General features: G+C 55.3%; 21 protein-coding genes. 8 read left to right on the forward strand and 13 right to left on the reverse strand.

Going from position 1 to position 22,986, the window contains the following annotated elements:
- Positions 1 to 7: 7 nt before the first annotated feature.
- Positions 8 to 3,106 carry an efflux RND transporter permease subunit gene (locus tag AC0LWE_RS15425; protein WP_202667230.1) on the forward strand — a complete coding sequence of 1,033 codons (3,099 nt, stop codon included), beginning with the start codon at positions 8 to 10 and terminating at the stop codon, positions 3,104 to 3,106.
- On the opposite strand, the gene AC0LWE_RS15430 is transcribed toward AC0LWE_RS15425, so the two are convergent.
- The gene (locus AC0LWE_RS15430) at positions 3,093 to 4,214 is read right to left on the reverse strand and encodes a YbdK family carboxylate-amine ligase (protein ID WP_219346920.1); all 1,122 of its coding nucleotides are present in this window, start codon (positions 4,212 to 4,214) and stop codon (positions 3,093 to 3,095) included. The genes AC0LWE_RS15425 and AC0LWE_RS15430 overlap by 14 nt on opposite strands.
- Before the next feature lie 45 nt (positions 4,215 to 4,259).
- Positions 4,260 to 5,177, reverse strand: coding sequence for a LysR family transcriptional regulator (locus AC0LWE_RS15435; RefSeq protein WP_219346919.1), 918 nt, complete (start codon positions 5,175 to 5,177; stop codon positions 4,260 to 4,262).
- A 124-nt stretch (positions 5,178 to 5,301) separates the two neighbouring features.
- On the opposite strand from AC0LWE_RS15435, the gene AC0LWE_RS15440 reads away from it, so the two are divergent.
- The 4 genes from AC0LWE_RS15440 (at position 5,302) to AC0LWE_RS15455 (ending at position 9,593) form a co-directional block, all read left to right on the forward strand.
- Positions 5,302 to 6,681: an MFS transporter gene (locus AC0LWE_RS15440; protein WP_219346918.1), complete on the forward strand. Its 1,380-nt coding sequence runs from the start codon at positions 5,302 to 5,304 to the stop codon at positions 6,679 to 6,681.
- Positions 6,678 to 7,070 (forward strand): DUF4440 domain-containing protein, encoded by a 393-nt coding sequence (locus AC0LWE_RS15445; RefSeq protein WP_219346917.1) that lies wholly within the window; start codon positions 6,678 to 6,680, stop codon positions 7,068 to 7,070. Before AC0LWE_RS15440 ends, AC0LWE_RS15445 begins: the two co-directional genes overlap by 4 nt.
- Before the next feature lie 165 nt (positions 7,071 to 7,235).
- Positions 7,236 to 8,780, forward strand: coding sequence for an EAL domain-containing protein (locus AC0LWE_RS15450; protein WP_219346916.1), 1,545 nt, complete (start codon positions 7,236 to 7,238; stop codon positions 8,778 to 8,780).
- 60 nt (positions 8,781 to 8,840) lie between these two features.
- Positions 8,841 to 9,593: a MipA/OmpV family protein gene (locus AC0LWE_RS15455; protein WP_202694234.1), complete on the forward strand. Its 753-nt coding sequence runs from the start codon at positions 8,841 to 8,843 to the stop codon at positions 9,591 to 9,593.
- On the opposite strand, the gene AC0LWE_RS15460 is transcribed toward AC0LWE_RS15455, so the two are convergent.
- The 3 genes from AC0LWE_RS15460 to AC0LWE_RS15470 form a co-directional block, all read right to left on the reverse strand.
- Positions 9,577 to 10,707 (reverse strand): MFS transporter, encoded by a 1,131-nt coding sequence (locus tag AC0LWE_RS15460; RefSeq protein ID WP_219346915.1) that lies wholly within the window; start codon positions 10,705 to 10,707, stop codon positions 9,577 to 9,579. The genes AC0LWE_RS15455 and AC0LWE_RS15460 overlap by 17 nt on opposite strands.
- 164 nt (positions 10,708 to 10,871) lie before the next feature.
- Positions 10,872 to 11,363, reverse strand: a complete 492-nt coding sequence (locus AC0LWE_RS15465; RefSeq protein ID WP_174342349.1) for a DMT family transporter — start codon at positions 11,361 to 11,363, stop codon at positions 10,872 to 10,874.
- Between the two features lie 8 nt (positions 11,364 to 11,371).
- Positions 11,372 to 11,806, reverse strand: coding sequence for a DMT family transporter (locus AC0LWE_RS15470; protein ID WP_059178006.1), 435 nt, complete (start codon positions 11,804 to 11,806; stop codon positions 11,372 to 11,374).
- 98 nt (positions 11,807 to 11,904) lie between these two features.
- Here AC0LWE_RS15470 and AC0LWE_RS15475 point away from each other — a divergent pair, with 98 nt between their 5' ends.
- Both AC0LWE_RS15475 and AC0LWE_RS15480 read left to right on the forward strand, forming a co-directional pair.
- A complete protein-coding gene (locus AC0LWE_RS15475; protein WP_219346914.1) occupies positions 11,905 to 12,858 on the forward strand; it encodes a LysR family transcriptional regulator in 954 nt (317 codons plus the stop codon).
- Positions 12,859 to 12,978: 120 nt separating this feature from the next.
- Positions 12,979 to 13,518 (forward strand): DUF2058 domain-containing protein, encoded by a 540-nt coding sequence (locus AC0LWE_RS15480; protein WP_202667223.1) that lies wholly within the window; start codon positions 12,979 to 12,981, stop codon positions 13,516 to 13,518.
- Positions 13,519 to 13,632: 114 nt separating this feature from the next.
- On the opposite strand, the gene AC0LWE_RS15485 is transcribed toward AC0LWE_RS15480, so the two are convergent.
- Entirely contained in the window at positions 13,633 to 14,331 is a 699-nt protein-coding gene (locus AC0LWE_RS15485) for an RluA family pseudouridine synthase (protein ID WP_059178009.1), read from the reverse strand.
- Positions 14,332 to 14,538: 207 nt separating this feature from the next.
- Between AC0LWE_RS15485 and AC0LWE_RS15490 the strand changes: the two genes are divergently transcribed.
- Complete coding sequence (locus tag AC0LWE_RS15490) at positions 14,539 to 15,024, forward strand: cold-shock protein (RefSeq protein ID WP_131488196.1); 486 nt, start codon at positions 14,539 to 14,541, stop codon at positions 15,022 to 15,024.
- An 84-nt stretch (positions 15,025 to 15,108) separates the two neighbouring features.
- On the opposite strand, the gene AC0LWE_RS15495 is transcribed toward AC0LWE_RS15490, so the two are convergent.
- The 7 genes from AC0LWE_RS15495 to AC0LWE_RS15525 form a co-directional block, all read right to left on the reverse strand.
- Complete coding sequence (locus tag AC0LWE_RS15495; RefSeq protein ID WP_219346913.1) at positions 15,109 to 15,567, reverse strand: hypothetical protein; 459 nt, start codon at positions 15,565 to 15,567, stop codon at positions 15,109 to 15,111.
- 376 nt (positions 15,568 to 15,943) lie between these two features.
- Entirely contained in the window at positions 15,944 to 17,941 is a 1,998-nt protein-coding gene (locus tag AC0LWE_RS15500; protein ID WP_219346912.1) for a TonB-dependent receptor domain-containing protein, read from the reverse strand.
- A gap of 10 nt (positions 17,942 to 17,951) precedes the next feature.
- A complete protein-coding gene (gene yncE / locus AC0LWE_RS15505) occupies positions 17,952 to 19,010 on the reverse strand; it encodes a 7-bladed beta-propeller protein YncE (protein ID WP_202667220.1) in 1,059 nt (352 codons plus the stop codon).
- Between the two features lie 206 nt (positions 19,011 to 19,216).
- The gene (locus AC0LWE_RS15510; protein WP_219346911.1) at positions 19,217 to 19,921 is read right to left on the reverse strand and encodes an ABC transporter ATP-binding protein; all 705 of its coding nucleotides are present in this window, start codon (positions 19,919 to 19,921) and stop codon (positions 19,217 to 19,219) included.
- On the reverse strand, positions 19,908 to 20,744 hold the full coding sequence (locus tag AC0LWE_RS15515) for an ABC transporter ATP-binding protein (RefSeq protein WP_131488205.1): 837 nt from the start codon (positions 20,742 to 20,744) through the stop codon (positions 19,908 to 19,910). Before AC0LWE_RS15515 ends, AC0LWE_RS15510 begins: the two co-directional genes overlap by 14 nt.
- Complete coding sequence (locus tag AC0LWE_RS15520) at positions 20,737 to 21,570, reverse strand: ABC transporter permease (RefSeq protein ID WP_219346910.1); 834 nt, start codon at positions 21,568 to 21,570, stop codon at positions 20,737 to 20,739. Before AC0LWE_RS15520 ends, AC0LWE_RS15515 begins: the two co-directional genes overlap by 8 nt.
- The gene (locus AC0LWE_RS15525; RefSeq protein WP_474265792.1) at positions 21,570 to 22,592 is read right to left on the reverse strand and encodes an ABC transporter permease; all 1,023 of its coding nucleotides are present in this window, start codon (positions 22,590 to 22,592) and stop codon (positions 21,570 to 21,572) included. Before AC0LWE_RS15525 ends, AC0LWE_RS15520 begins: the two co-directional genes overlap by 1 nt.
- Positions 22,593 to 22,986: the final 394 nt, after the last annotated feature.

The following is a 22,986-nucleotide window of genomic DNA, read 5'->3' on the forward strand; positions in this document are numbered from 1 at the left end:
AGCTACTATGCTGACGTTTTTCATTAAACGCCCGCGTTTCGCCATGGTGATTGCGCTGGTGATCACCCTGCTCGGCGCCATCGCGCTGAAGCTGATCCCCGTGGAGCAATATCCGCAAATCACGCCGCCGGTAGTGAATGTGTCAGCCAGCTGGCCGGGCGCCAGTGCGGCTGACGTGGCGGAGGCCATCGCTACGCCGCTGGAGACGCAGATCAACGGCGTGGATCACATGCTGTATATGGAATCGACCAGTTCGGATGAAGGCTCGTACAGCCTGAATATCACCTTTGCGGCGGGAACCGACGCGGATTTGGCGGCGATCGACGTGCAAAACCGCGTGGCGCAGGCCGTGGCGCAACTGCCCGCCGATGCACAGCAAAATGGCGTTCAGGTGCGCAAGCGCGCCACCAATTTGATGATGGGGGTAAGCCTTTACTCACCTGAACAAACCCATTCGCTGCTGTTTGTCAGTAACTATGCCAGCACCCAGATCCGTGAAGCGCTGGCACGTCTGCCGGGCGTGGGTCAGGTGCAGGTTTTTGGTGCACGTGATTTCAGCATGCGCATCTGGCTGCGACCGGATCGCATGAACGCGCTGAACGTGACGACGGATGATATTTCACAGGCGCTGCGCGAGCAAAACGTGCAGGGGGCTGCGGGGCAGGTCGGTACGCCGCCGGTGTTTAACGGCCAACAGCAAACGCTGACCATCAACGGACTGGGGCGGCTGAATGAAGCCGACGCCTTTGGCGATATCATTATTCGCGCGGGAGAAATGGGGCAACTGGTACGCCTGAAGGAGGTCGCGAACATCGAGCTGGGATCGCGCAGCTACAGTTCTGGCGCGCAGCTTAACGGCCATGACTCCGCCTATTTAGGCATCTATCCCACGCCATCAGCCAACGCCTTGCGGGTGGCGGAAGCGGTGCGCGGCGAGCTTGAACGCTTGTCCGCACGTTTCCCGGCGGATCTTGCTTATGAAGTGAAATTCGACACCACCGAGTTTGTGGCGGCCACGATCAAAGAGATTGGCGTCTCGCTGGCGCTGACGCTGCTTGCCGTGGTGGTGATTGTCTCTCTGTTTTTACAAAGCTGGCGCGCGACGCTGATTGTCGCTATCGCGATCCCCGTGTCGCTCATCGGCACGTTCGCGATGCTGTATGCGCTGGGCTATTCCGCCAACACGCTAAGCCTGTTTGCCATTATTCTGGCGCTGACGATGGTGGTGGACGACGCGATTGTGGTGGTTGAAAACGTCGAAACCCTGATGGCAGAAGGGCAAAGCCGTACGTCGGCGACCGCGCTTGCGCTGCGTCAGATTGCCGGACCGGTGATTGCCACCACGCTCGTGCTGTTGGCGGTGTTTATTCCGGTGGCGCTGCTGCCGGGGATTGTCGGCGAGCTGTATCGCCAGTTTGCGGTGACGCTTTCTACCGCCGTGACGTTTTCAAGCCTGGTGGCGCTGACGCTAACACCCGCGCTGTGCGCTATGTTGCTGCGCCCACGACCTGCGCGTCCGGCGGCGATTTTCCGCGGTTTTAATCGCGGTCTTGATACCACGCGCGATGCCTACGCACGTCTGGTCAACGTCTTAAATCATCGCCCTGTGCTGGCGCTTATTGCCACCGCAGGCGCGGCGGCAGTGGTCGTTTTCAGCTTTACCGCCATGCCAAAAGCCTTCTTGCCGCAGGAAGATCAGGGCTATTTCTTTGCCAGCGTGCAGTTGCCGGAGGCCGCGTCACTGGAGCGCACCGAAGCGGTGATGACCACGGCACGCCAGCTGATTGCGGCCAATCCGGCCGTGGCCGACGTGATTCAGGTGTCTGGTTTTAATCTCCTCAACGGCACCAGCGCCTCAAACGGCGGGTTTGTCTCGGTAATGCTGAAAGACTGGAGCGAACGCCCGCCGCTGGATGAGGTGATGGGCACGCTGCAACGTCAACTGCTGGCGCTACCGGAAGCGACGATCATGACCTTTGCGCCGCCAACGCTGCCGGGGCTGGGCAACGCGTCTGGCTTCGATTTGCGTATCCAGGCCCAGGCGGGTCAAAGCCCGGCGGATCTTGAGCGCGTCACCCGTGAGATTCTGGCGAAAGCCAACCAGCATCCGCAGCTCAGCCGGGTCTTCACAACCTGGAGCAGCAATGTGCCTCAGTTGACGCTGAGCGTGGATCGCGAGCGCGCCGCGCGTCTGGACGTCCCGGTTTCACGTATTTTCAGCAGTCTGCAAACGGCATTTGGCGGCACGCGCGCCGGGGATTTCAGCATCAACAACCGTGTCTATCACGTGGTGATACAAAACGAGATGCAGTGGCGTGAGCGCGCGGAGCAAATCAGCGAGCTGTACGTGCGCAGTAATAACGGCGAGCGGGTGCGCTTGAGTAATCTGGTGACGATCGCGCCGACCGTTGGCGCACCGTTTTTGCAGCAATACAACCAGTTCCCATCCGTTTCGGTCAGCGGTTCTGCCGCGCCGGGCGTGAGCAGCAGCACCGCAATGGCGGCGATGGGCCAACTGCTGGTCGATAATTTGCCAGCAGGCTATGACTACGCGTGGAGCGGAATGTCGTATCAGGAGCAGCAGACGGGTAATCAGGCGGTCTGGATCGTGCTCGCGGCGGTGGTGATGGCGTGGCTGTTCCTTGTCGCCCAGTATGAAAGCTGGACGCTGCCCGCCAGCGTGATGCTTTCGGTGCTGTTCGCCATCGGCGGTGCGCTGACGTGGCTATGGATTGCGGGGTATGCCAACGACGTTTACGTGCAGATAGGGCTGGTACTGCTGATTGCGCTGGCGGCTAAAAATGCCATTCTGATCGTTGAGTTCGCCCGCTCGCGGCGCAATGAAGGGATGGCGATTGTCGATGCCGCCCGCGAAGGGGCATCGCGCCGTTTTCGCGCGGTGATGATGACCGCAGTGTCGTTTATTATCGGCGTTCTGCCGATGATGCTCGCAACGGGGGCGGGTGCCCAGAGCCGCCGAATCATCGGCACCACGGTGTTCAGCGGCATGCTGGTGGCCACCGTGGTGGGGATCGTCTTTATCCCGGCGCTGTTTGTGCTGTTCCAGCGTCTGCGCGAGTGGGGGCACCGGCTTACGGGTGAGTAGCCCACAGCTCACAGTGCTTTTGCACCAGCGAGATAAGCGAGCCGCCGTCGGCGATAAAGTCCCGCATCCGCTGTGCTTCACTTTTGCCCTGCTTTAACATCAGGGCAATCTCTGCAATCGCGCTTGCGCCACCCAGCTTTTGGGCGGAGGGCGCAACGCGATCCAGCAGCCACGTCATATCGTCGGCAATGGTTTTCTGTTCGCCGGTCTTCACGTCAGTGAGCAGCCCGTCTAAACCGTAACGACACGCCTGGAAACGGTTAAATTTATACAGCAAATAATCCTGTTCCTGATGCTTATAGGGACGTTCGGTCAGCAGCCAGTGCGCGGTCGCCTGAATCAGCCCGGCAATATTAATGGCGTGCGCCAGCGTCAGCGGCGTGTCCATCACCCGCACTTCGACGGTACCAAAATCCGGGCTGGGGCGAATATCCCAGTGTATGTCTTTAATGGTGTCGATCATGCTGGTGTAGCTGAGACGGCGGAACAACCCTTCAAACTCCTGCCAGTTGCTCACCCACGGCATTTTGCCGTTATCCGGGAAACCCGAGAAGATGTTGAGTCGCGACGACGCAAACTTCGTATCGCTGCCCTGCATATACGGTGACGAGGCGGAAAGGGCAATAAAATGAGGGACGAAGCGCGACAGGCCGTGCAGCAAATAGATGGCATCATCGCCGTTGCGACAGCCGATGTGCACGTGCTGACCAAACACCGTCGCCTGCAAAATCAGATACCCAAACAGCTCCAGATTGTGATTGTAACGCTCATCGTCACACACTTCCTGACGCTGCCACTTCTGGAACGGGTGCGTCCCGCCGCCGGCAATCTGAATATGTTGATCGCTTGCTGCACGCAGGATCGCCTGCTGCATGGCGGAAAACTGCGCGGCTGCCTGGTCGATGTTGTGACAAACTCCGGTGGCAATTTCGAGCATGCTTTCGGTGATATCGTGTTTGACCTCACCGGCTTTGATGTCGTTTTTGACGGCAGCAATCAGCGCCGAAGAGTCCTGACTGAGATCGTATCCCGGCGGATTGACCACCTGCAGTTCGAGCTCAATGCCCAGCGTGAACGGCTCGGAAGAGTGAAAGTCGGGTAGTGGCATAGCGCGCTCCGTTGAGTGGGATGCTTTGAGTATAGGCACTGCTCTTCATTTCTCATTCGGGCGCGTGATATTCACGCGGCTGTGCAAAAAGTCGATAAAGGTTCTGACCTTTTCAGGCACATGGCGGGTGTTGGGATAAAGCGCATAAATGCCCTGGCGGGGAAAAAGGTGATCCGGCAGCACCCGGCGCAACGTTCCCTTTGCCAGATCATCTTGCACGAGCCACGAAGGAAGCAGAGCCACACCGGCATGATTAAGTGCAAATGCCAACAGCGTAGCGGCGCTGTCGGCCATGAGGGTGACAGGCTGCTGAGCCGCAAACATCACATGGTCGCCGTCAGGGGTTAAGACCTGCCAGTTTAACGGCGTGGAGAGGCGACTGTGCGCAATCCACTTTGCCCTGGCAAGGTGTTCTAAATCGTTGATGCCTGTTTCGCCGAGTGAGTCCAGGTAAGCGGGCGACGCGACAGGGTAAATATCAAATTGATCGATAAGCCTGGCGTGATGCGTTGAGTCAGCCAGGTGGCCGAGTCTGATCGCCACATCAAAGCGCCCTGCAATAAGATTGTCACTTTTGGATGAGGAAACGTGCTGGATGCGCAGGTGAGGATACTGCGCCGAAAACGCCGCCAGCGCGGGCACGACGACGCGCGCGCCGTATTCTGGCGTCGTGGTAATCCGCAGCAATCCGCTTAGTCCACCGTGATGGCTTCGGACTTCATCGAGCACACGTTCTGCATCCTGAAGCAGCTGCTGGCAGCGATGATAAAACCGTTCACCCGCGTCTGTCATCGCCATATGGCGCGTGCTTCGCGTGAGTAATGAGACGCCAAGCTCCTGCTCCAGCTGTTTAATGTTGAAGCTCACCACGGCTTTGGTCAGCCCAAGGGTTTGGGCCGCGCCGGTAAAACTTCCGGCTTCTACCACCGCCACATACATCTCAAGGCGCTGCATGTTGATCATGATGTTGTCCATTCTGCTCAGGAGATTGTCAAAATTAATTTGACAGTGTAATCCGTAAACGTGGATTTTTCCTGCTAAGTCATGCGCCTATACTGCGAGCCAGGCTGTTTTAAATGAGAATAAAATGACGTATCGCGCCCGTGTTGCCAGCGTTTACCTGCTGGGATTCTTTGTCGATCTGGTGAATATGTTTATCGCCAGCGTGGCTTATCCTGAAATAGGTCGGCAATTTGATGCACCCGTCAGCCAGCTGGCGTGGATCAGTAACAGCTATATTTTAGGCCTCACGCTGGTGATTCCGCTGAGCACATGGCTGGCAAAACGGATTGGCGCCAGGCGTTTATTGATGTTCTCCCTGCTGGTGTTCATTGTCGCGACCTGTGGTGTCAGTGCGGCATTCTCGGTTCCCCAGCTTATTGCGTGGCGAGGATTACAGGGGATGGGCGGCGGATTGTTGATCCCCATTGGCCAGACGATGACCTACGCGTTGTACCGTAGCCATGAGCGAGCAAAGCTGTCATCGGCGGTGATGTTAGTGGCGCTGCTGGCTCCCGCGCTGTCGCCCGCCATTGGCGGTCTCTTCGTTGACAGCCTGAGCTGGCGATGGGTATTTCTGGCGAGCTTGCCGTTCGCCGTTGCGGCATTGATTCTGGCCAGATGCTGGCTCCACCCCGATGCCCCTGATGAAAAAGGTGCACGGCTGGATCTGTCCGGTCTGGCGAGCGCAAGCGTTGCGCTCACCCTGATCCTCATCGGGCTGACCGTGTTGGGAGAATCGCATCATGTTTCGCAGGGCGCTCTGGCTCTGCTGGTGGGGGTTGTCGTCATGGGCGGATATGTCCGCGGCGCGATGAAAAAATCCAGTCCATTGCTTAACCTACAACTGGTCAAAGAACCGCTATTCAGGACTTCAATGCTGATTTATCAGTTCGTTCCGGGCATTTTTACCGGGGTGAGTTTGATTGCCATGTTTTACCTGCAAAACCAGTTGGGCATGTCAGCTGCGCGGGTAGGCGCGTTGATGCTCCCATGGGCGTTGGCGTCTTTTGTGGCGATAACGTTGACGGGAAAGGTCTTCAATATTTTGGGGCCACGGCCGCTGTTTATTACTGGCTGCCTGATACACAGTCTGGGCATTGGGCTACTGGCGCTCACCGGTCACACTTCGCATATCGGGGTGGCAGTGCTCGCGTTCGTCTTAATGGGATTCGGTAGCAGCTTGTGCAGCAGTACGGCGCAAAGTGCCGCGTTTATTCGGATTGCTAACGAGGATTTGGCCGATGCCAGCGCATTATGGAACATTAACCGCCAGCTGAGTTTCTGCCTGGGCGTGACGCTAATCAGCCTGCTGTTTAATGTGATAGCTCACACTGGCTTGCCGGTAGACCAGGCCTGGCATTTGAGCTTTGTGTTAGCGGCTTGTAGCGCGGTGATTCCGCTGCTTTGTTGTTTCCGCATCGCTAACCAGAGCATTATTTTTACCCTCAATCAGGAACAAAAATGAATCGTTATTTTAAAGAAGTACTGGATACGCATGAACTGATCCGCGACTGGCTGGGCGATGCCGAAACGCCTGTTGAGACGTGCGATGATTTATTGTCGCGTTTTAGCCCGGCTTTCTCGATGGTCTCTCCAATTGGCGTGTTGTTCGATTCTCACGCGTTAAACCGTTTCTTCCGCTCGCAACGGGGCGCGCGGGCGGGGTTAACGATTGATATTGTCGATCTGCACATTATCGCTGAAAGTGAAAAAGGGGCGACGGTCACCTATACGGAACGACAGACCCTACCCGGCCAAAACGTAACGCAGCGTTTTGCGACGGCGGTGTTTGACATCGATCCGGATGGGCGTGTGATGTGGCGACACCTGCACGAAACGTTTTATTCAGTATGAAATCCGGTGCAATACCCGATGCACTACGTTTAGTGAGATACCCCCGCTTTCGCTAGAAAATGCTATCTGGAGCATGGTTATTTTTTATGTTGTCGACCATGCTCAATATAATTATAAATCAGACACTTTCGACGTGCTCGTCTCCCTCATTCCCAGGACATATCAATGCGCAAGGCACTTATCCCCCTCGCTGTGGCCGTGGCAATGTTTCTGTTGGGTGTTTTTATTATTAATATTCAGATTTGGTATTCAACACGCGTAGACAGCCTGGCGGGCGCTCACTACGTGGTCAAAAACATGAATATTATTCTTGAGGAAGCCCGCCATGCGACCCGCACGGCGATGCGGGTGGTTGATAACGAGTGCGATGTGGAAGGACAGTACCGGCTTGGCACCGAGGCGGCGTTGCAACCGCATCTTAGAACCATCGTGATTCTGAAAAAGGATGCCGTCTGGTGCTCCTCTCTGCCTGGCAACCGTATCTTGCTGGTGAACAGCGCAGCGTTGCCGAAATCATCACTCCTTCTTGTGCCCGCGCGAAGCACGGTCAATGGCCGCCCGGTGCTGATTTACCAAACGGAATATGCCGGAAGCCGCATCATGATCAGCATGAGCGACAGTCATATTCGGGACGCTATGGATATCCCGTTAAACGGCATTTTGTATTCGCTCAAGGTAGGCAAGGATATTTTAGGCATGACGGGTGATGTCGAGGCCGTTAACGATGCCGAGCGTGCGGATTTAAGCGTGCAGGCGACCGATTTTCCTTACAGCATTGATTTCGACGCGCCTCCATTATTTAGCCTCCAAAAATTGATCGACGAGGCCGGAGGGGTATTACTGTTTTTAATGCTGATCTCCGGTCTCTCCGCTTACTTGCTGCACAAGTATCTGAATAAAAATACGCTGCCGGAAGAGTCTCTTCGCCGGGCCATCTTCAGAAACGAGATCGTTCCCTTTTATCAGCCGATCGTGAATGGCAAAGAGGGCACTTTGCGCGGTGTCGAAGTCCTGGCTCGCTGGAAACATCCGCAGGGCGGGTATATTTCGCCAGCCTCCTTTATTCCGGTGGCAGAAAAAACGGGATTGATCGTGCCGCTCACGCAGAGCTTAATGGCTCAGGTGGCAGCAAATATGAATGCCATTGCCAGTAAATTACCGGAGGGGTTTCACATCGGGATCAATTTCAGCGCGTCGCATATAGCTGCGCCTTCTTTCGTGGAAGAGTGCCTGAAATATAAAGACAGTTTTATCCGACCTGATTTGAATCTGGTGATTGAGGTGACGGAACGTGAGCCGCTGGATGTTAATGCACATCTTGTCCAGACCCTGAATACCCTCCATGAAAATGGCTTTGCGATTGCGCTGGATGATTTTGGTACCGGGTATTCAGGGATCGCCTACCTTTATGATCTGAATATCGATTACATCAAAATTGACCGCAGTTTTGTGGGCCGCGTGAACGCCCATGAGGACTCGACGCGAATTCTGGATTCCGTGCTCGATCTCGCGCTCGCGCGTAAACTCAAAATCAGTATTGTTGCCGAGGGTGTCGAAACGCAGGAGCAACTGGAATATCTCAACCGCAATAACATCGCTTTTATGCAGGGATTCTACTTCTTTAAGCCCGTGCCCTATACGGAGCTGGTTAAAATCCTGTTGTCCAAACCCCGAGTGAAAGTGGAGGTTGAATCATCAGCCTCTTTATAACCATCGCGTTGCACCCGCGTGACCGAACCGCTTGCGCATGCCAACAAAAGGGCAGCTCGAATGCTGAAAAAACAGAAATTCCACGTTGGTGTGTCTGTCGCGATGGCTCTCGTGGCGTTCACTCCGGGAAGTGTCGGGGCGGTATCGCTGGGCCTGGAAGGGGGGAGCTACGGCACGCCGTACAACGATCGTCATGCCGAAAACTGGGTGCTGCCGTATGTCGGCCTGGAGTATAAATCGTTTTACATTGACGGCACGGAGATGGGTTTCACGCTGGTGGACGATCGTGTCAACACGCTGAAGCTCAAGGTCTGGTATCTCGACGTGCAATACGATGCGTCTCAAGGGCGCACAGCCGCGCTGCGCAGTTTAAACAACCGCCACAGCACCATGCTGGCGGGCGCAAGTTATCTTCTGACGACGCCCGTTGGCGGTTTTGAGACCGCGCTGGGCGTCGACGCGCTAAATCAGAGCAAAGGCGTCACCGCGAATTTTTCGTGGATAGTCATGAAGCAGTGGGGCGGCTTTACGCTGGTGCCCATGGCGGGTGTGGACTGGAACAACGGGCAGCAAAACCGCTATTACTACGGCGTCTCGGATGACGAAGCATCGGCATCAGGATTATCCGCCTGGCGGCCCCATAGCAGCGCCATTCCGTTTGTTTCGCTGGCGGCTAATTATAACTGGCAGAAAAACTGGAATACCTGGGCCGAAGTGACGGGCCGGTTCTACTCGTCCACCCTTACCGACAGCCCGATGGTCAACAAGAACGCGATTGCCGAGCTGACCGTCGGCTTTAGCTACGATTTCTGAGCGGACCGGAGAGGCTCAGCAGCGCAAACACAAGGCACAGCGCCCCGGTCAGCCAGGGCAGACCATGCAGTGCAAACGTCATCGCAAAACCGCCCAACAGCGGCCCGGCCAGCGCGCCTGCGCCCCAGGCTACCGACATAGCGGCGTAAATCCCGGCTAGTTGCCCGCCGTTGAACCGTTCGCCTACCCAGGTAATCGCGACGGTATAGATCCCCACGAAAATGCCGCCCCAGATAAACAGCATGACGTAAGAGAGCAGATGGAACGCGAGAATATGCGGCCAGACAAATGCCAGGGCGGCGGCGATAAAGGCCAGCGTGGTCATCAGTTTGAGTCGATCAACCCTGTCGGCCAGCCAGCCGATGGGGAGCTGTAAAAGGATGGCGCCAAACATCAGCACTGAAATCAACAGCGCGGAGGCCGACTCGCTCCAGCCCAGTTTGATGGCATATAGCGAAAGAAAATTCATTCCCAGCACCTCCACGGCGGCATTCAGCACCGTGGCCATGATCGGAAGCGCGGCCAGTTTCAGGCTATTACCCAGCGTTTCGGGCTTTGCTTCGTGCCCTTCAACGCGTGGCATTCCGGAAGTGAAAATGAAAACGATAGCCAGTGCAGCCAGAACGCTGGCGACGTAAAAGGCGAGATTCCCGTCGCTTCCGGTCCATGCCAGAATCAGCGGTCCGGTCGCAAATCCCAGCGACATTCCGGCGGTGTAGAGCGCCAGCACTTTTCCTCTGGCGCGTTCAACCGTGCTGCCGTTAAGCCAAGTTTCGGTCTGCACCATAATGATTTCGCTAAACAATCCCAGCCCCATTCGCAGCAAAAACCACATCGGGAACGAGACGACGCCGAACAGCATAAAAATCACCGTGATGGCGCAGAGCGACACCACGATCAGCGTCAGGGGACGGTATCGCCGGAACAAGGCGGGTAAAAACGGGGCAATCAGAAACACCCCGACGGCGTGCATGGCGGCATTAACGCCGATCGCGCTTTCGCTCATCCCGGCGTTGAGCAGCTTAAAGGCGATCAACGGCGAGCTGAGTCCGTAGGTCAGGCTGAACACCGTGACCGAAAAGATCACCGAGATCAGTCGTTTATTGACTAACATAAGCGGTATTCACCGATGTAGTAGAGAGACTGGCCCCCCACGGTTATCAATCAGCTGCCGTATGCAATACTGCCACCACGTTTGCTTTCATCTTTATTGTCGTCCCGGTTTTGCGCGTTTTCCTAAGTGTAGAGTTCTATTTATCACTTGCCTGTCAAACGTGATTATTCGTTCGTCGCGGTGTCGCGCAGTGACTTTTTCGTTGGCGCTGTTTTGGTTTTGTTGCTGGCGTAAATAAAGCACAGCGCGAGGCCCAGGCACACAATGGCACCCAGACGGGTCATCGAAAACGGAATCGACGGATTGTGCAGCCAGCCAAAGTTATCGATCAGCATACTCATGGTCAATTGCCCGAAAATAACGGCGACGGTGGCGACCGCAGTACCAATACGCTGCACGGCGAGCACCATGATGACAATGTACGGCACGCCGAACATCGCCCCCAATAGTTGCCATTTCGGCACGTCCAGCAGGCTGGCGCTGTGGGGAGATTCGAAGAAGAAAATCAGCAAGCCAGTGATCAACGCCCCGACGGAAAACGTCAGGAAAGCGCTCTTGAACACGCCAACTCGGCTGCCCAATTGCCCATTAATGGCGGCCTGAATGCTAAGCATCGCGCCGCCGATGACAGCCAAAATAATCATGATAATCGTCATTTGTTCCGTTACCCCTGAGCCACTAAAACCAGCGCAGCGATAATAAATATCAGTGCGATGATACGTTTAATGTCAATTTTGCGATGCGGCGTGCCGAGTAGCCCGAAGTGGTCGATAATCAGGCTCTTAAACACCTGACCGGCCAGCACGCCAATCATGGTCATCGCCACGCCAATCGCGGGTGTGGCGACGGTCAGAATGATGACGTAGACCGGGCCGAGCACGCCGCCCAGGAGCTGCCACGACGGTTGGGCGAAAAATGACGGGCTGTTGCGCGGGCTGAAAAAAAGCATAAGCAGAAAGGTCAGCGCCGCACCGACGCCAAACACGCTGAACGTTGCCCATAAATCACCGACTTCGCCGCCCAGCGGCCCCAGCAAGCCTGCTTCTACGGACAACCCCATGCCGCCCGCGATCACCATTAGAATTAATACAAGTTGCATAACACACCGTCTCACGTTGTTGAGCCGGGAAGACTACGGCGAAACATCCATGAGAAAAATGCCATAATGCGATAAACACCTGTGCAGGAAATGCATCAATGTACGATTTCGCCAACATCAGTATCCGCTGGCTGCGCTTGTTTATTGACGTGTATGAGACGCAGAATTTTTCTGTGGTGGCGCGCCGAGAAGGGATTTCAGCGTCCCAGGTTTCGCGCGTTATCCATCAGCTTGAAGATGCGATCGGCCAGCAGCTTTTCTATCGCAATACCCGCGCGGTGATGCCGACTGAAAGTGGCCATCTCTTCGTCCGCTATGCGCGAACCGTGACGGGGAGCCTGGAGGACGCGCGGCGTGAACTCGATGAACGCACCCGTGAGCCGTCCGGGTTGATCCGCATGAATGCGCCGGTGTTTTTTGGGCAGCGGCATGTCGCCCCCTGGCTGGCCGCGCTGGCAGATCGCTATCCCCGGCTGAACCTGGATCTGACGCTGACGGACGATTATATCGATCCGCACAAGGATGCTGCCGACGTGATTTTTCGCATCGGTGAGCTGACGGATTCCTCCTTCCACGCGCGTGTTTTCGGCCAGCAGTTTTACCATCTTGCCGCGTCACCGGCGTATGTGCAAAAGCATGGCGCACCCGAAGCGCCCGCCGATTTGGCTCGGCATCAATGCCTTGTCTATCGCGGATCTTCCGGGCCAAACCGCTGGCTGGCGCGTCAACCGGGTGGGGCGTGGGTGCATTATCCCGTTACTCCGCTGTTGTCTTCCAATAATGCGGAAACGCTGCTCATCGCAGCGCTGGGAGGAATGGGCATCGTGCTTTTCCCGGACTGGTTGATTGGCGAGCGGTTACAGCGCGGTGAGCTGGTGGCATTGTTGCCGGAGAGAGAAACCTCCATTAAGACGGAGCCGCAGAGTATTGCCGCGATTTATCCCCATACGCGTCACCCGCCGTTGAACGTCAGGGCGGTGATTGATTACTTCGTCGAAGCATTCGGCACGCCGCTTTACTGGCAATCCGATGGCGGAAAAAACAGAGCCTGACGCGCGCCATTCGCGCCCGGCATTCCGAACGCCGCTGCGCGCACGGGTCCTGTAAAGTGGTACAGTCTCCACAATAGCAGGTATAATCCCACGCATTATTCACCAGGTTTAGAAGCGAAAATGACAAAACTTACCTTACAAGAGCAGATGCTAAAAGCGGGTCTGGTCACCAGCAAAAAAATGGCCAAAGTTCAGAGAACGGCGAAAAAGTCTCGCGTTCAGGCCCGTGAGGCAAGAGAGGCTGTGGAAGAAAATAAAAAGTCACAGCTTGAGCGTGATAAGCAGCTGAGCGAACAGCAAAAACTGGCGGTGTTATCGAAAGAATATAAAGCTCAGGTTAAACAGCTTATTGAAATGAATAAAATTACCGATGCAAAGGGTGAGATTGGTTTTAACTTCACCGACGGTAATTTAATTAAAAAAGTGTTTGTTGATAAGACCACGCAGGCGCAGTTGATCAGCGGTCGCCTGGCGATTGCGCGTCTGACCACGGATAAAAATGGCGAGAGCGAATATGCCATTATTCCTGCGGTCGTGGCCGATAAAATTGCCCAGCGCGATGCGAGCAGCATTGTGTTAAACAGTGCGCTGAGTCAGGAAGAGCAGGACGAAGAAGATCCGTATGCTGACTTTAAAGTGCCTGACGATTTGATGTGGTAAGTCGCGTTTATTGAATGCGCGCATCACATCGCGAGTCCACGAAACACACATTTTTGTCTGTCCTGAAAACCGCGCCGAATCGCTTTCGGCGCAGCGTGAGTCTTATCTTCGCGTTTAAAACGGACTGGCATTTTGCGCGTTGATCGTCTCTTTGCTGATGGGATGAACAAAGCGCAGTTCGCTGGCGTGCAGCATCAGCCGTGGCGTCTCTTCGGTCCCTGGCAGTAGCAGACCGCCATACAGGTCACAGCCCAGAATCGGATGGCCCAACTGCTGACAGTGAATGCGCAGTTGATGGGTACGCCCGGTCTCTGGAGTCAGCTCAACTCGCGTCAGCGGCAATTCCGTCCCGTCTTCCCCTGCACGATACAAACGCTCAATGACACGATAGCGGGAGCGAGCGGGCTTGCCGGTAATTGCGCAAATCGACATCAGCGGGAACAGTGCCGGATCTTTGGCTATCGGCGCGTCGATCACGCCTTCATTGTTCTCGAAATGCCCGCAGAGCAGAGCGCTGTATTTTTTGGTCACGGTACGCTGGCTGAACTGCTGGCAGAGTGCGGCATTGATCGCCTTGTTGCGGGCGATCACCATCAACCCGGACGTGCCGAAATCCAGCCGATGAATAAGCGTGCAGCCAGGAAAGATCTTTACCAGCCGATAATGCACCGAATCGAGATTTTGCGGATTTTTCCCCGAAAGGCTCAGCAGTCCGCTGGGTTTATTGATCAGCACCAGATGCTCATCCTGATAGAGGATCTCTATCGTGTCATGGCACGGCGGGGCAATAAAGGTATCGAGAAGGGTAGACATCGGGCTGTCCGGATGACGAGTGGGAGCGGATGATAACCATTTTTCAGCCGACTGGCGAATCGGACTGTTGCCTTCTTGATAAGGCTAGACTCTCGCGCAGCAGAAAATTATTGTCCACACTTAAGCCAAAGGCGTGGTCTGCGCAGGCATTGTGCTTTAAACTGCGCGCTGCAAAAATTGAGATGATGAACGATTAATTAGGCGGTAATGGCGATGAACGGAACAATCACAACCTGGTTTGAAGACAAAGGTTTTGGATTTATCAAAGATGAAAACGGGGATAACCGTTATTTTCATGTGATTAAGGTCGCCAACCCAGAGCTTATCAAAAAAGATGCCGCCGTGACGTTCGAACCGACGACCAATAATAAAGGGCTGTCGGCGTTTGCGGTGAAAGTCATTCCCGAAAGCAAATACATCTATATCGCTGGCGAGAAAATCAAGCTCACGTCCATCAAGTCCTTCGTGGTGTATAGCGAAGAAGTGCCTGTTGAAACCCGCATTGATAAACAGAACGCCGTGTTGTCAGTGGGCATTCTGATGAGCAGCATCAGCCCGAAATCTGCTGGTGCCAAACCGGGTGAAATGCGCTCGCTGAAAAAACTGGCGATCACCACCTTCCAGGGCTCGACGCTCATTTTCACCGCCGATGAGATAGACATCGAAGCCACGGTAAAAATGCTCAATCTCTGAACCTCTTCAGGCTGACCTGTGCCGAAATCCTGCTGCAAACGTGTGCAGAATTTCGGCACCGCTGATTGAACGCGGGAGTGGCTATCAGGCCGCCTGCGTGACAGACGACTCTCTCACAAATTCCGCCAGTAGCCAGACCATATCGTGCAGCAATCCTGTTAACGATTTTTCTACGCTTGCAGAAAGTGCTCCCCCCTGAATAGCCTGCGTTAACGCCTGCGCATATTCCACCTGTGCGACGGTGTTCTGCCAGCAGTCCGGCGCGCAGGAGTCGATTTTTTCGCCTTCAAGCAGATGTTTAACAAGATAAGGCGAGAGATCGCTATCGCAAAGCGCGTGCAGCTGACCGAGTGCATCCTGCAAACGGCCGCACAGTGAACGACGGATTTCTGCATCGTCGGTTTCAACCAGGACGCTGACAAACGCGGCGCAGGCGTCGGCGATCTGCAGTGAATCGGCGGAGGCGGGAAGCGACAGCGCAAGCAATTGATGAGTGAAGCTGTCGGCGGATTGTGAAGTAGGCAAAGTTGGAATAATCGCCATGTGGTTTTCCTTTTGAGTAAATATCTCCTGACCACCACACGAGTTACGACGCTCAGGGATGGTAGCGCTGACGGAGGTAGGAATACCGTACACGATAAAAACGGCCAGCTTTTCGGCTGCTCCACCAGCGCCGCCATGATTTTAATGGGCCAAGCACTGTTGCGACAAACATTGTCGTATCGTGAAGTCTGGGTTCCTACACCCGATTGCGAATGTGCCGCAATGCACGCACTTTACGACCCTGAAATGGCAAAGAAAAGGCATTACACAAGGTAACTTTTTGGTTTGCGAGGCGTCTTCCAGAATCGTGCGCGGTTGAGTCTTTTTAGCGGGTAAAGAGGATACCGGAGCCCGATGGCTCCGGTAGAAGGGGAGGTTAGAATTCGTAGCGAGCGCCTAAGTTATAACGGCGGCCTTCCAGCAGCGCCGACTGGTTATATGTGGTGGTGTAAATCGGGTTAGCATCGAACAGATTGTTAATCCCGGTCATCAGCGTGATGTTCTTATTGAGATGGTAGCGAGCCCCCAAATCCACCAGCGCATAAGCTTCTGTCGAACTGGATTTGCCAATGTCCGGCGAATTGCTGCGCCAGCTTGATTTGGTCCACAACTCCAGATCGTTCAGCACGTTCCAGGTGAGTGAAACGTTAGCCATGCTGGTCGGGAAGTCACTCAGCGCATAGCCTTTATAATCACCGCTTTTCTGCTCGCTGTGCGTGTAGGTGTAGTTGGCGTTGGCTCTCAGTGAGGCGGTCACCTGCCAGTCACCGTTGAGCTCGATACCATAGATTTCCGCATCGCTGACGTTAAAGTACTGGAAAACGCTTTCCGCGACATAACCGTTGTATTGGCATTTCTGCGTGGCGGTTTGAGTACAGATGGTTTTGTCGCTGATCTTGTCTTTGAATTTGGTGTAGAAAAGGGTCGCATCAAGTGCCAGCGCATCTTGCTGCCAGTACACGCCCATCTCGGTATTAACGCTTTGTTCGGGTTTCAGATCGTCATTACCGATGCTAATTTCTGAATAGGGATAACGACCATAAACGCTGGTAAAGCCTTCATTATTCTGACGTAAATCCGGTTTCTTATAGCCAGCAGACACGCCGCCTTTCAGTGCCCAGTTTTCGTCAATAGTCCAGTTACCATAGAGTTTTGGCGTAACGTGGTAGCCAAAATAGCTGTCGTGATCCAGACGAGCGGAGGTGGTCAACGTGAAGTCAGGCACCATCATCCACGCATCTTCGGCAAACAGCGCCCAACCATTGCGGGTGATTTTACTGACCGGCGTGACGCCAGGCGCTTCTTTGTCCTCGATGCCAAAGGTGTCATCCAGCTCATTGCGCGTCCAGTTTGCGCCAAGCGTGAGCTTGTGATCCCCCAACGAGAAAGTGTTCGCGCTGTTGGCTTCAAAGTTCCGTTGCTCAATAAACTGCGAGCTCATCCCCGGGACGCGATATTCCGTTTTGGCTTTTTCGTAACTGATGTAGTTCTTCACTTCGAGCAAATCATCGCCATACCACGCATGCTGGGAAAGCGATGCCGCATCGCGGTCAAAGCCCCAATACCATTGCTTATTGTTATGTGATTTTTCCTGATTACCTTTTGTGACGTTCAGATCCCAGAGCTGGGTATCCGTCGGTGACATGGCGATCGTCGCATCCAGATTTCCGGCTTCATGCTTCACAAAGCGTTCATCCGACTGGCTGTCATCATCACGTCGATCCAGATAATCCGCGGCCACGCTGACGCCGAGCTTGCCGGGGATAATCGGGCCCATTAAGAAGGCATTGGTCTGGTTAGTGTTACCGTATTCGCTCTTTTCCTGCAGGAAATAGTTGTTTTCCAGCACCCCAGTCCAGGTTTCCAGGTTATAGGCTTTTTTAGTGATGACGTTGACCACGCCGCCAATGGAGTCAGAACCATACAGAGAAGACATCGGCCCACGGATCACTTCGATGCGTTCAATGGCCGCGATTGGCGGCATAAAGGCCGCTTCTGTCCCAATATGGTGTCCGTAAGGACGCGATTCGCGGGTGGCTTGTTTAATGCCGTTGACCATATATGACGTGTAGGTGGAATCCATGCCGCGCATCTGAACGTCACCGGTTGCCAGGCTTCCGTGGCCATTGCCGACCAGCACGCCAGGCATCTCACGAAGCGCTTCCGTAACGTTCTGATTCGAGCGGGTATTGAGTTCCTTTTCATTGACGACAGAAATGGTTGCCGGGGCTTCGCGGCGTTCCTGGCTAAAACCGGTCGCGGTGACCACAATCTGATCTTCATTGAGTGGCGCGGTCTCTGCGGCATAAACAGCGGCCGGGGAGGCGGTCAGGGCGAGCGCAACCGCCACCGCCGTGCGTGTCTGAATTATCACAACAGAATCCTTAGAATTGGGTTAAATCAATCTTGAGCACGTAATCCGCTTCTTTCGCTTTTTCGTCCTGTTTAACGCTGACATACAGCGTTTGGCCGTCGGCAGAGAGCACGAGGCTGTTAGGCATTGCGGCGGTTTTAATGGTGTGTTTCACGGCATAGCTGTTCGCGTCGACAACGCTGATTTGGTGAGCGTTGCGGTGGGTAACGTAGATCTCGTTGCGCGAAGGGTGATAAACCACGGCGATGGAGTTCGGCGAAGGGATACGGTGGATAAGCTTGCCGGAATCCAGTTCGACAACCAGCACATCAGCGGTGTTGGTATCGGCGATATAGCCCACACCTTTGGCCGTGTTCAGGGCAATATTCAGGAAGTAATGTTCAGGGTCAGCAGGATCGACCTTCACGCGTTTGAGGGTTTTGGACGTTTTGCCGTCGAGCGTAACCAGCTCGCCAGTTCCGGTCACCACGTAAACGTTGTCACCCGCTTCATCCACCGCAAAGCCGACGGGCTCTAGCTTCTCAATCGTCTCTGCAAGCTGTTGTTTTTGCGTATCGACAACCCACAGCAGGCCTTTGTCCTTGCTGCCAATTCCGGAGACGTACAGACGATGATGTTTTTTATCCAGAACCACTTCGCGAACGTGCGCTTTTCGATCTGGATTTGAATCATCACTTAGCTGAATGGTTTTGATCGCTGTGTTGGTGCGAGTATCAAGCAGGGTGACTGACCCTTCCATCGCGTTACCGAGATACAGAATGTGATTTGCTTCATCCAGAGCGACGGCAAAGGTGCGGCGTTCAGTCGCGATTTTTTGAGCGATTTGCAGGGAATCGGCGTTCAGAAGGAAAACCAGACCGGCCTTTTTGTCTGCGTCAAAAGAGGGTGCGGACGCCGCGTACAGCGCCTTTTGCGCGTTATCATATGCCAGTTCGTAAACGCCATGCCCCAGCGGTTGCGACTGAAAATCCTTATCGGTGAATTGCTTAGCGAACACTGCGCCAGAGTGGATCGCCATTGTGAGGGCCAGCGCACAGTAGGTGGTTTTTTTTAGCGTTGAGGTCATCATGTCATTTTTCTTTACAGTTGCTTACGTAACGAAAAATGATAATGAAAATGTATATCATTTAAAATTGTAAATAGTTATCAAAATACCTACCAATTTTCGTCTTGTGATCGGAAACCGGTTTAAGGAAAAGGAAAAGGAAAAGGGAAAGGTGATTGGGGTAAGAAGAAAGCCGGGCGTCTGAAGCTGCCCGGCTTGAAGGCAACGCGTTAGCCCATGCGATGTTCACCGTTAAGCATGGCCTGGCGATCAAACACCTGCTGAATTTGCCCGTGCGCCATAAACGCCGCGCGATCGGACATATGCGCGATCACGTCTGCATCATGGCTCACCAGCAAATAGGTCATACCGTGCTGCTGTTTAAGGCGGTTGAGTAAATTGAGAATTTCCGCCTGCACCGACATATCCAGCGCTGACGTCGGCTCATCCAGCAGCAAAAGTTGCGGGCGAAGCAGCAGCGCGCGGGCGATGGCAACGCGCTGGCGCTGGCCGCCGGAGAGCTGATGCGGATAGCGTTTCGCTGCATCTGCCGTAAGCCCAACCTGCTCTAACACCTCGGCCACTTTTTCCGAAATCCGCGTTTCGCCGTGGATTTTTAACGGCTCCGAAAGCGTACGTGAAATCGTATGGTTTGGATGCAGCGACGCCCATGGGTCCTGAAAAACCATCTGCACGTTGCGACGCAGCGCGCCCGTGAAACGGGCTTCGGGTTTCAGGTGTTCGCCCAGCAGCGAGAGGTTGCCGCTCCACTGGCGCTGGAGGCCGGCGAGCACGCGAAGAAGGGTTGATTTGCCGCAGCCGGATTCGCCGATCAGGCTAAACGTTTCGCCTTTTTCAATGGTAAAACTTGCTGCGGACACCGCCATTTTCTCGCCAAACGCGACCTGCAACTGACTGACTTCAACGAGCGCCATTGTTCGACGTCTCCCATGTCTGAGTGCGATCCAGCGTGGGCAGCATGTGCCCGTAGGTACTGGCATTGGGCCGACAGGTCCACAGCGTGCGGGTGTACGGATGGGTGGCCTGTGAAAGGCGATTCGCCGCCATTTCATCGACTTTTTCACCCTGATACATCACCAGCACCCGGTCGCAGTGTTCCGCCACCAGCGGTAAATCGTGGCTGATCAGCAGCATGGCCATCTGGCGCTGTTCGCACTGTTGCACCAGCAGCTCAAGGATTTGATTGCGTAGCCGGGCATCAAGCGCAGAGGTTGGCTCATCGGCAATCAGCACCTTCGGGTTATTCATCAGGGCAATGGCGATCATCACTCGCTGGCCCATGCCGCCTGATAACTCGCCGGGGTAACGGGACAATACTGCATCGTTTAGCCCGACGGCGTGGATCATCTCGCGAACGCGTTCCGCCCGCTCTTTACGCGACAAAGATTGATGCAGGGTGAGTGCTTCTTCGAGCTGCGCCGCAACGTTTTTTACCGGATTGAGCGCGTAGCGCGGATCCTGAAGCACCATTGCAATTCCGTTGCCGCGTAGCGCCTGCCAGCGGCGGTTATTCAGGGTCAGCAGATCGTTGCCCAGCACGTTAAGTTGGCGAGCGCTCACCACGCCAGGCTGGCGCACCAGCCCCATTAATGCACGGGCGGACATGGATTTGCCCGAACCGGATTCGCCCACCAGCGCCAGCCGTTCTTTGCCCAAGGTAAAGCTGAGATTGTTGACCACGCGCGCGGCGGGGTAGTCGATATTCAGCGCGTCGACGATAACGCGGGGTTCAGTCATGATGCGGCTCCAGTATGTCGCGCAGGCCATCGCCCAATAAATTAAACGCCAGGCTGGCGAATAAAATCGCGCCGCCCGGAATGGCGGCAATCCACCACTGGTCGAAAATCACCTGCATGCCGTCGGCGATCATCGCTCCCCATTCGGCCATCGGCGGACGCGCGCCCAAACCGAGGAAACCCAGCCCGGCCGCGGCCAAAATAATCCCTGCCAGATCGAGCGCCAGACGCACAATCGCAGAGGGTAAACACAGCGGCAGAATGTGCCCGAGCAATAATCTCCCGCCGCGAATTCCCATCATCTCGGCGGCAGCCAGATAATCGCTGTGGCGCAGACGCTGAATTTCACTTCGCGCCTGACGCGCATACGCCGGCCAGGTAGTGAGTGCTAACGCCAGCGCGCCGTTTACCAGGCCTGGACCGAGCATAGCGACGAACGCAAAAGCCAGAATCAGGCGCGGCATCGACATCACCACGTCGGTAAAGCGCATCAGCACGCGCTCTATCCAGCCGCCGTAATAGCCGGAAAGAATCCCGATCAGCAATCCGGCGGGCAGGGTGATAACGATGACCAGCGCGACCAATCCCAACGCCGGACGGCTGCCGTAAATCAGGCGAGAAAGCAGATCGCGACCATAGCTGTCGGTGCCAAGCCAGTGGGCGCTATTCGGCGCTTGCAGACGCGAAGCCGCATCCTGCCAGTTGGGATCCAGCGGCGCGAGCCACGGCGCGAACAGGGCGATGAACACTAAAATCGCGATAGCAATAAGCCCGCAAAACGCAGCGGGAGAGCGGCGCAGGCGGCGCAAGAAAAGATAAAACGGCATTAGCGCACCCTGGGATCGGTTGCCCGCACATGCAGGTCAGTGAGGTTATTAATCAGCACAAAGCACACGCCAATCACCAGCGTCCCGCCCATGATGGCGGTCGTATCGCCCGCGAACAGCGCGGTGGTGAGGTAGCGGCCAATACCCGGCCAGGAAAAGACGGTTTCCGTCAGCACGGCGCCTTCCAGCATGCTGGTGTACGACAGCGCAATCACGGTGAACAGCGTGCTGCGAATATTCGGCAGCACATGGCGCAGCAGAATGGTCATCTCCCCGGCACCTTTGGCGCGCGCCAGCAGGATGTACTCTTTATTCATTTCGCTCAGGCACGCTGAACGCGTCAGTCGGGTGATGCTTGCCAACGAATAATAGGCCAGCAGCAGCACCGGCAGCACCAGATGACTGACCGCGTTTTTGAACGCCGCGCTATCGCCTGACAGCCACGTATCAATCAGCGCAAATCCGGTGCGCGGCTCGACGGTATATTGCCAGATATCATCCAGCCTGCCGGGTCCGGCGCTCCATTGCAGATTCGCGTAAAACAGCGCCAGCATCAGTAGCCCGAGCCAGAAAATGGGCACCGAGTTGCCGAGCAGCGTTAGCGTGCGAAGGGCTAAATCGAGCGGCGAACCGGCAAAGCGCGCGCACAGCACTCCCGCGATCACACCGAGAACAGAGCCTATAATCAGCGCCAGCGTGGCAAGCTCCAGTGTGGCAGGGAAGGCGTGAAGCAGATCCTGCAACACCGGCTGCCCTGTCGCGCTGGCAATCCCTAAATCGCCGTGGGCGAGATTTTGCAGATAGTGCCAGAACTGCACGGGCAGCGGCTGATCCAACCCTAGCTGATGGCGCACCTGATCGTAGGTGGACTGGCTGGCGTGATCGCCGACGATCTGTAAAACGCGATCGACGGGAGAGAACGCGGAGAGCGCAAAGGTGACGAGCAAAAGCCCGAGGAGCGTGAGGAGCAGGGTGACGAGACCCTGGAACACGCGCGTCAGGCTTGAAGACAGATGTGGCATAAAAACTCTTTATTCATTTTTAAACTATTCAGCAACCGCCAGGTCAAGGTTGATACATAAATTACCGCGACGACGTGGTCCGGCTGTAAATCGCTGAGTCGTTGGCTGTAGGCCGGGGCGACGCGCATGGATGCGCGGCGAGGGCGGATTTACAGGGACGTTACCTCCGCCCGTCCCCGATCAGCCGGAAGGCATAAGACGAGGGGACCGCGTAGCGGCGATTTTCTTGCCGGGAGCCGGGATTGCTAAGGGGGCGGCGATAAGCCCCCTTAGCACGTTCACGAGTTCAGATATGACAAAGTAGCAAGACATGTAAGGTGAACGGAACAGGCAACAGAGCTGCATTTTTTCCCTCACCAAAACCCTCGCTACAAGTCGTATAATCGCCTCAACA

The organism is Lelliottia sp. RD5, from assembly GCF_056032945.1.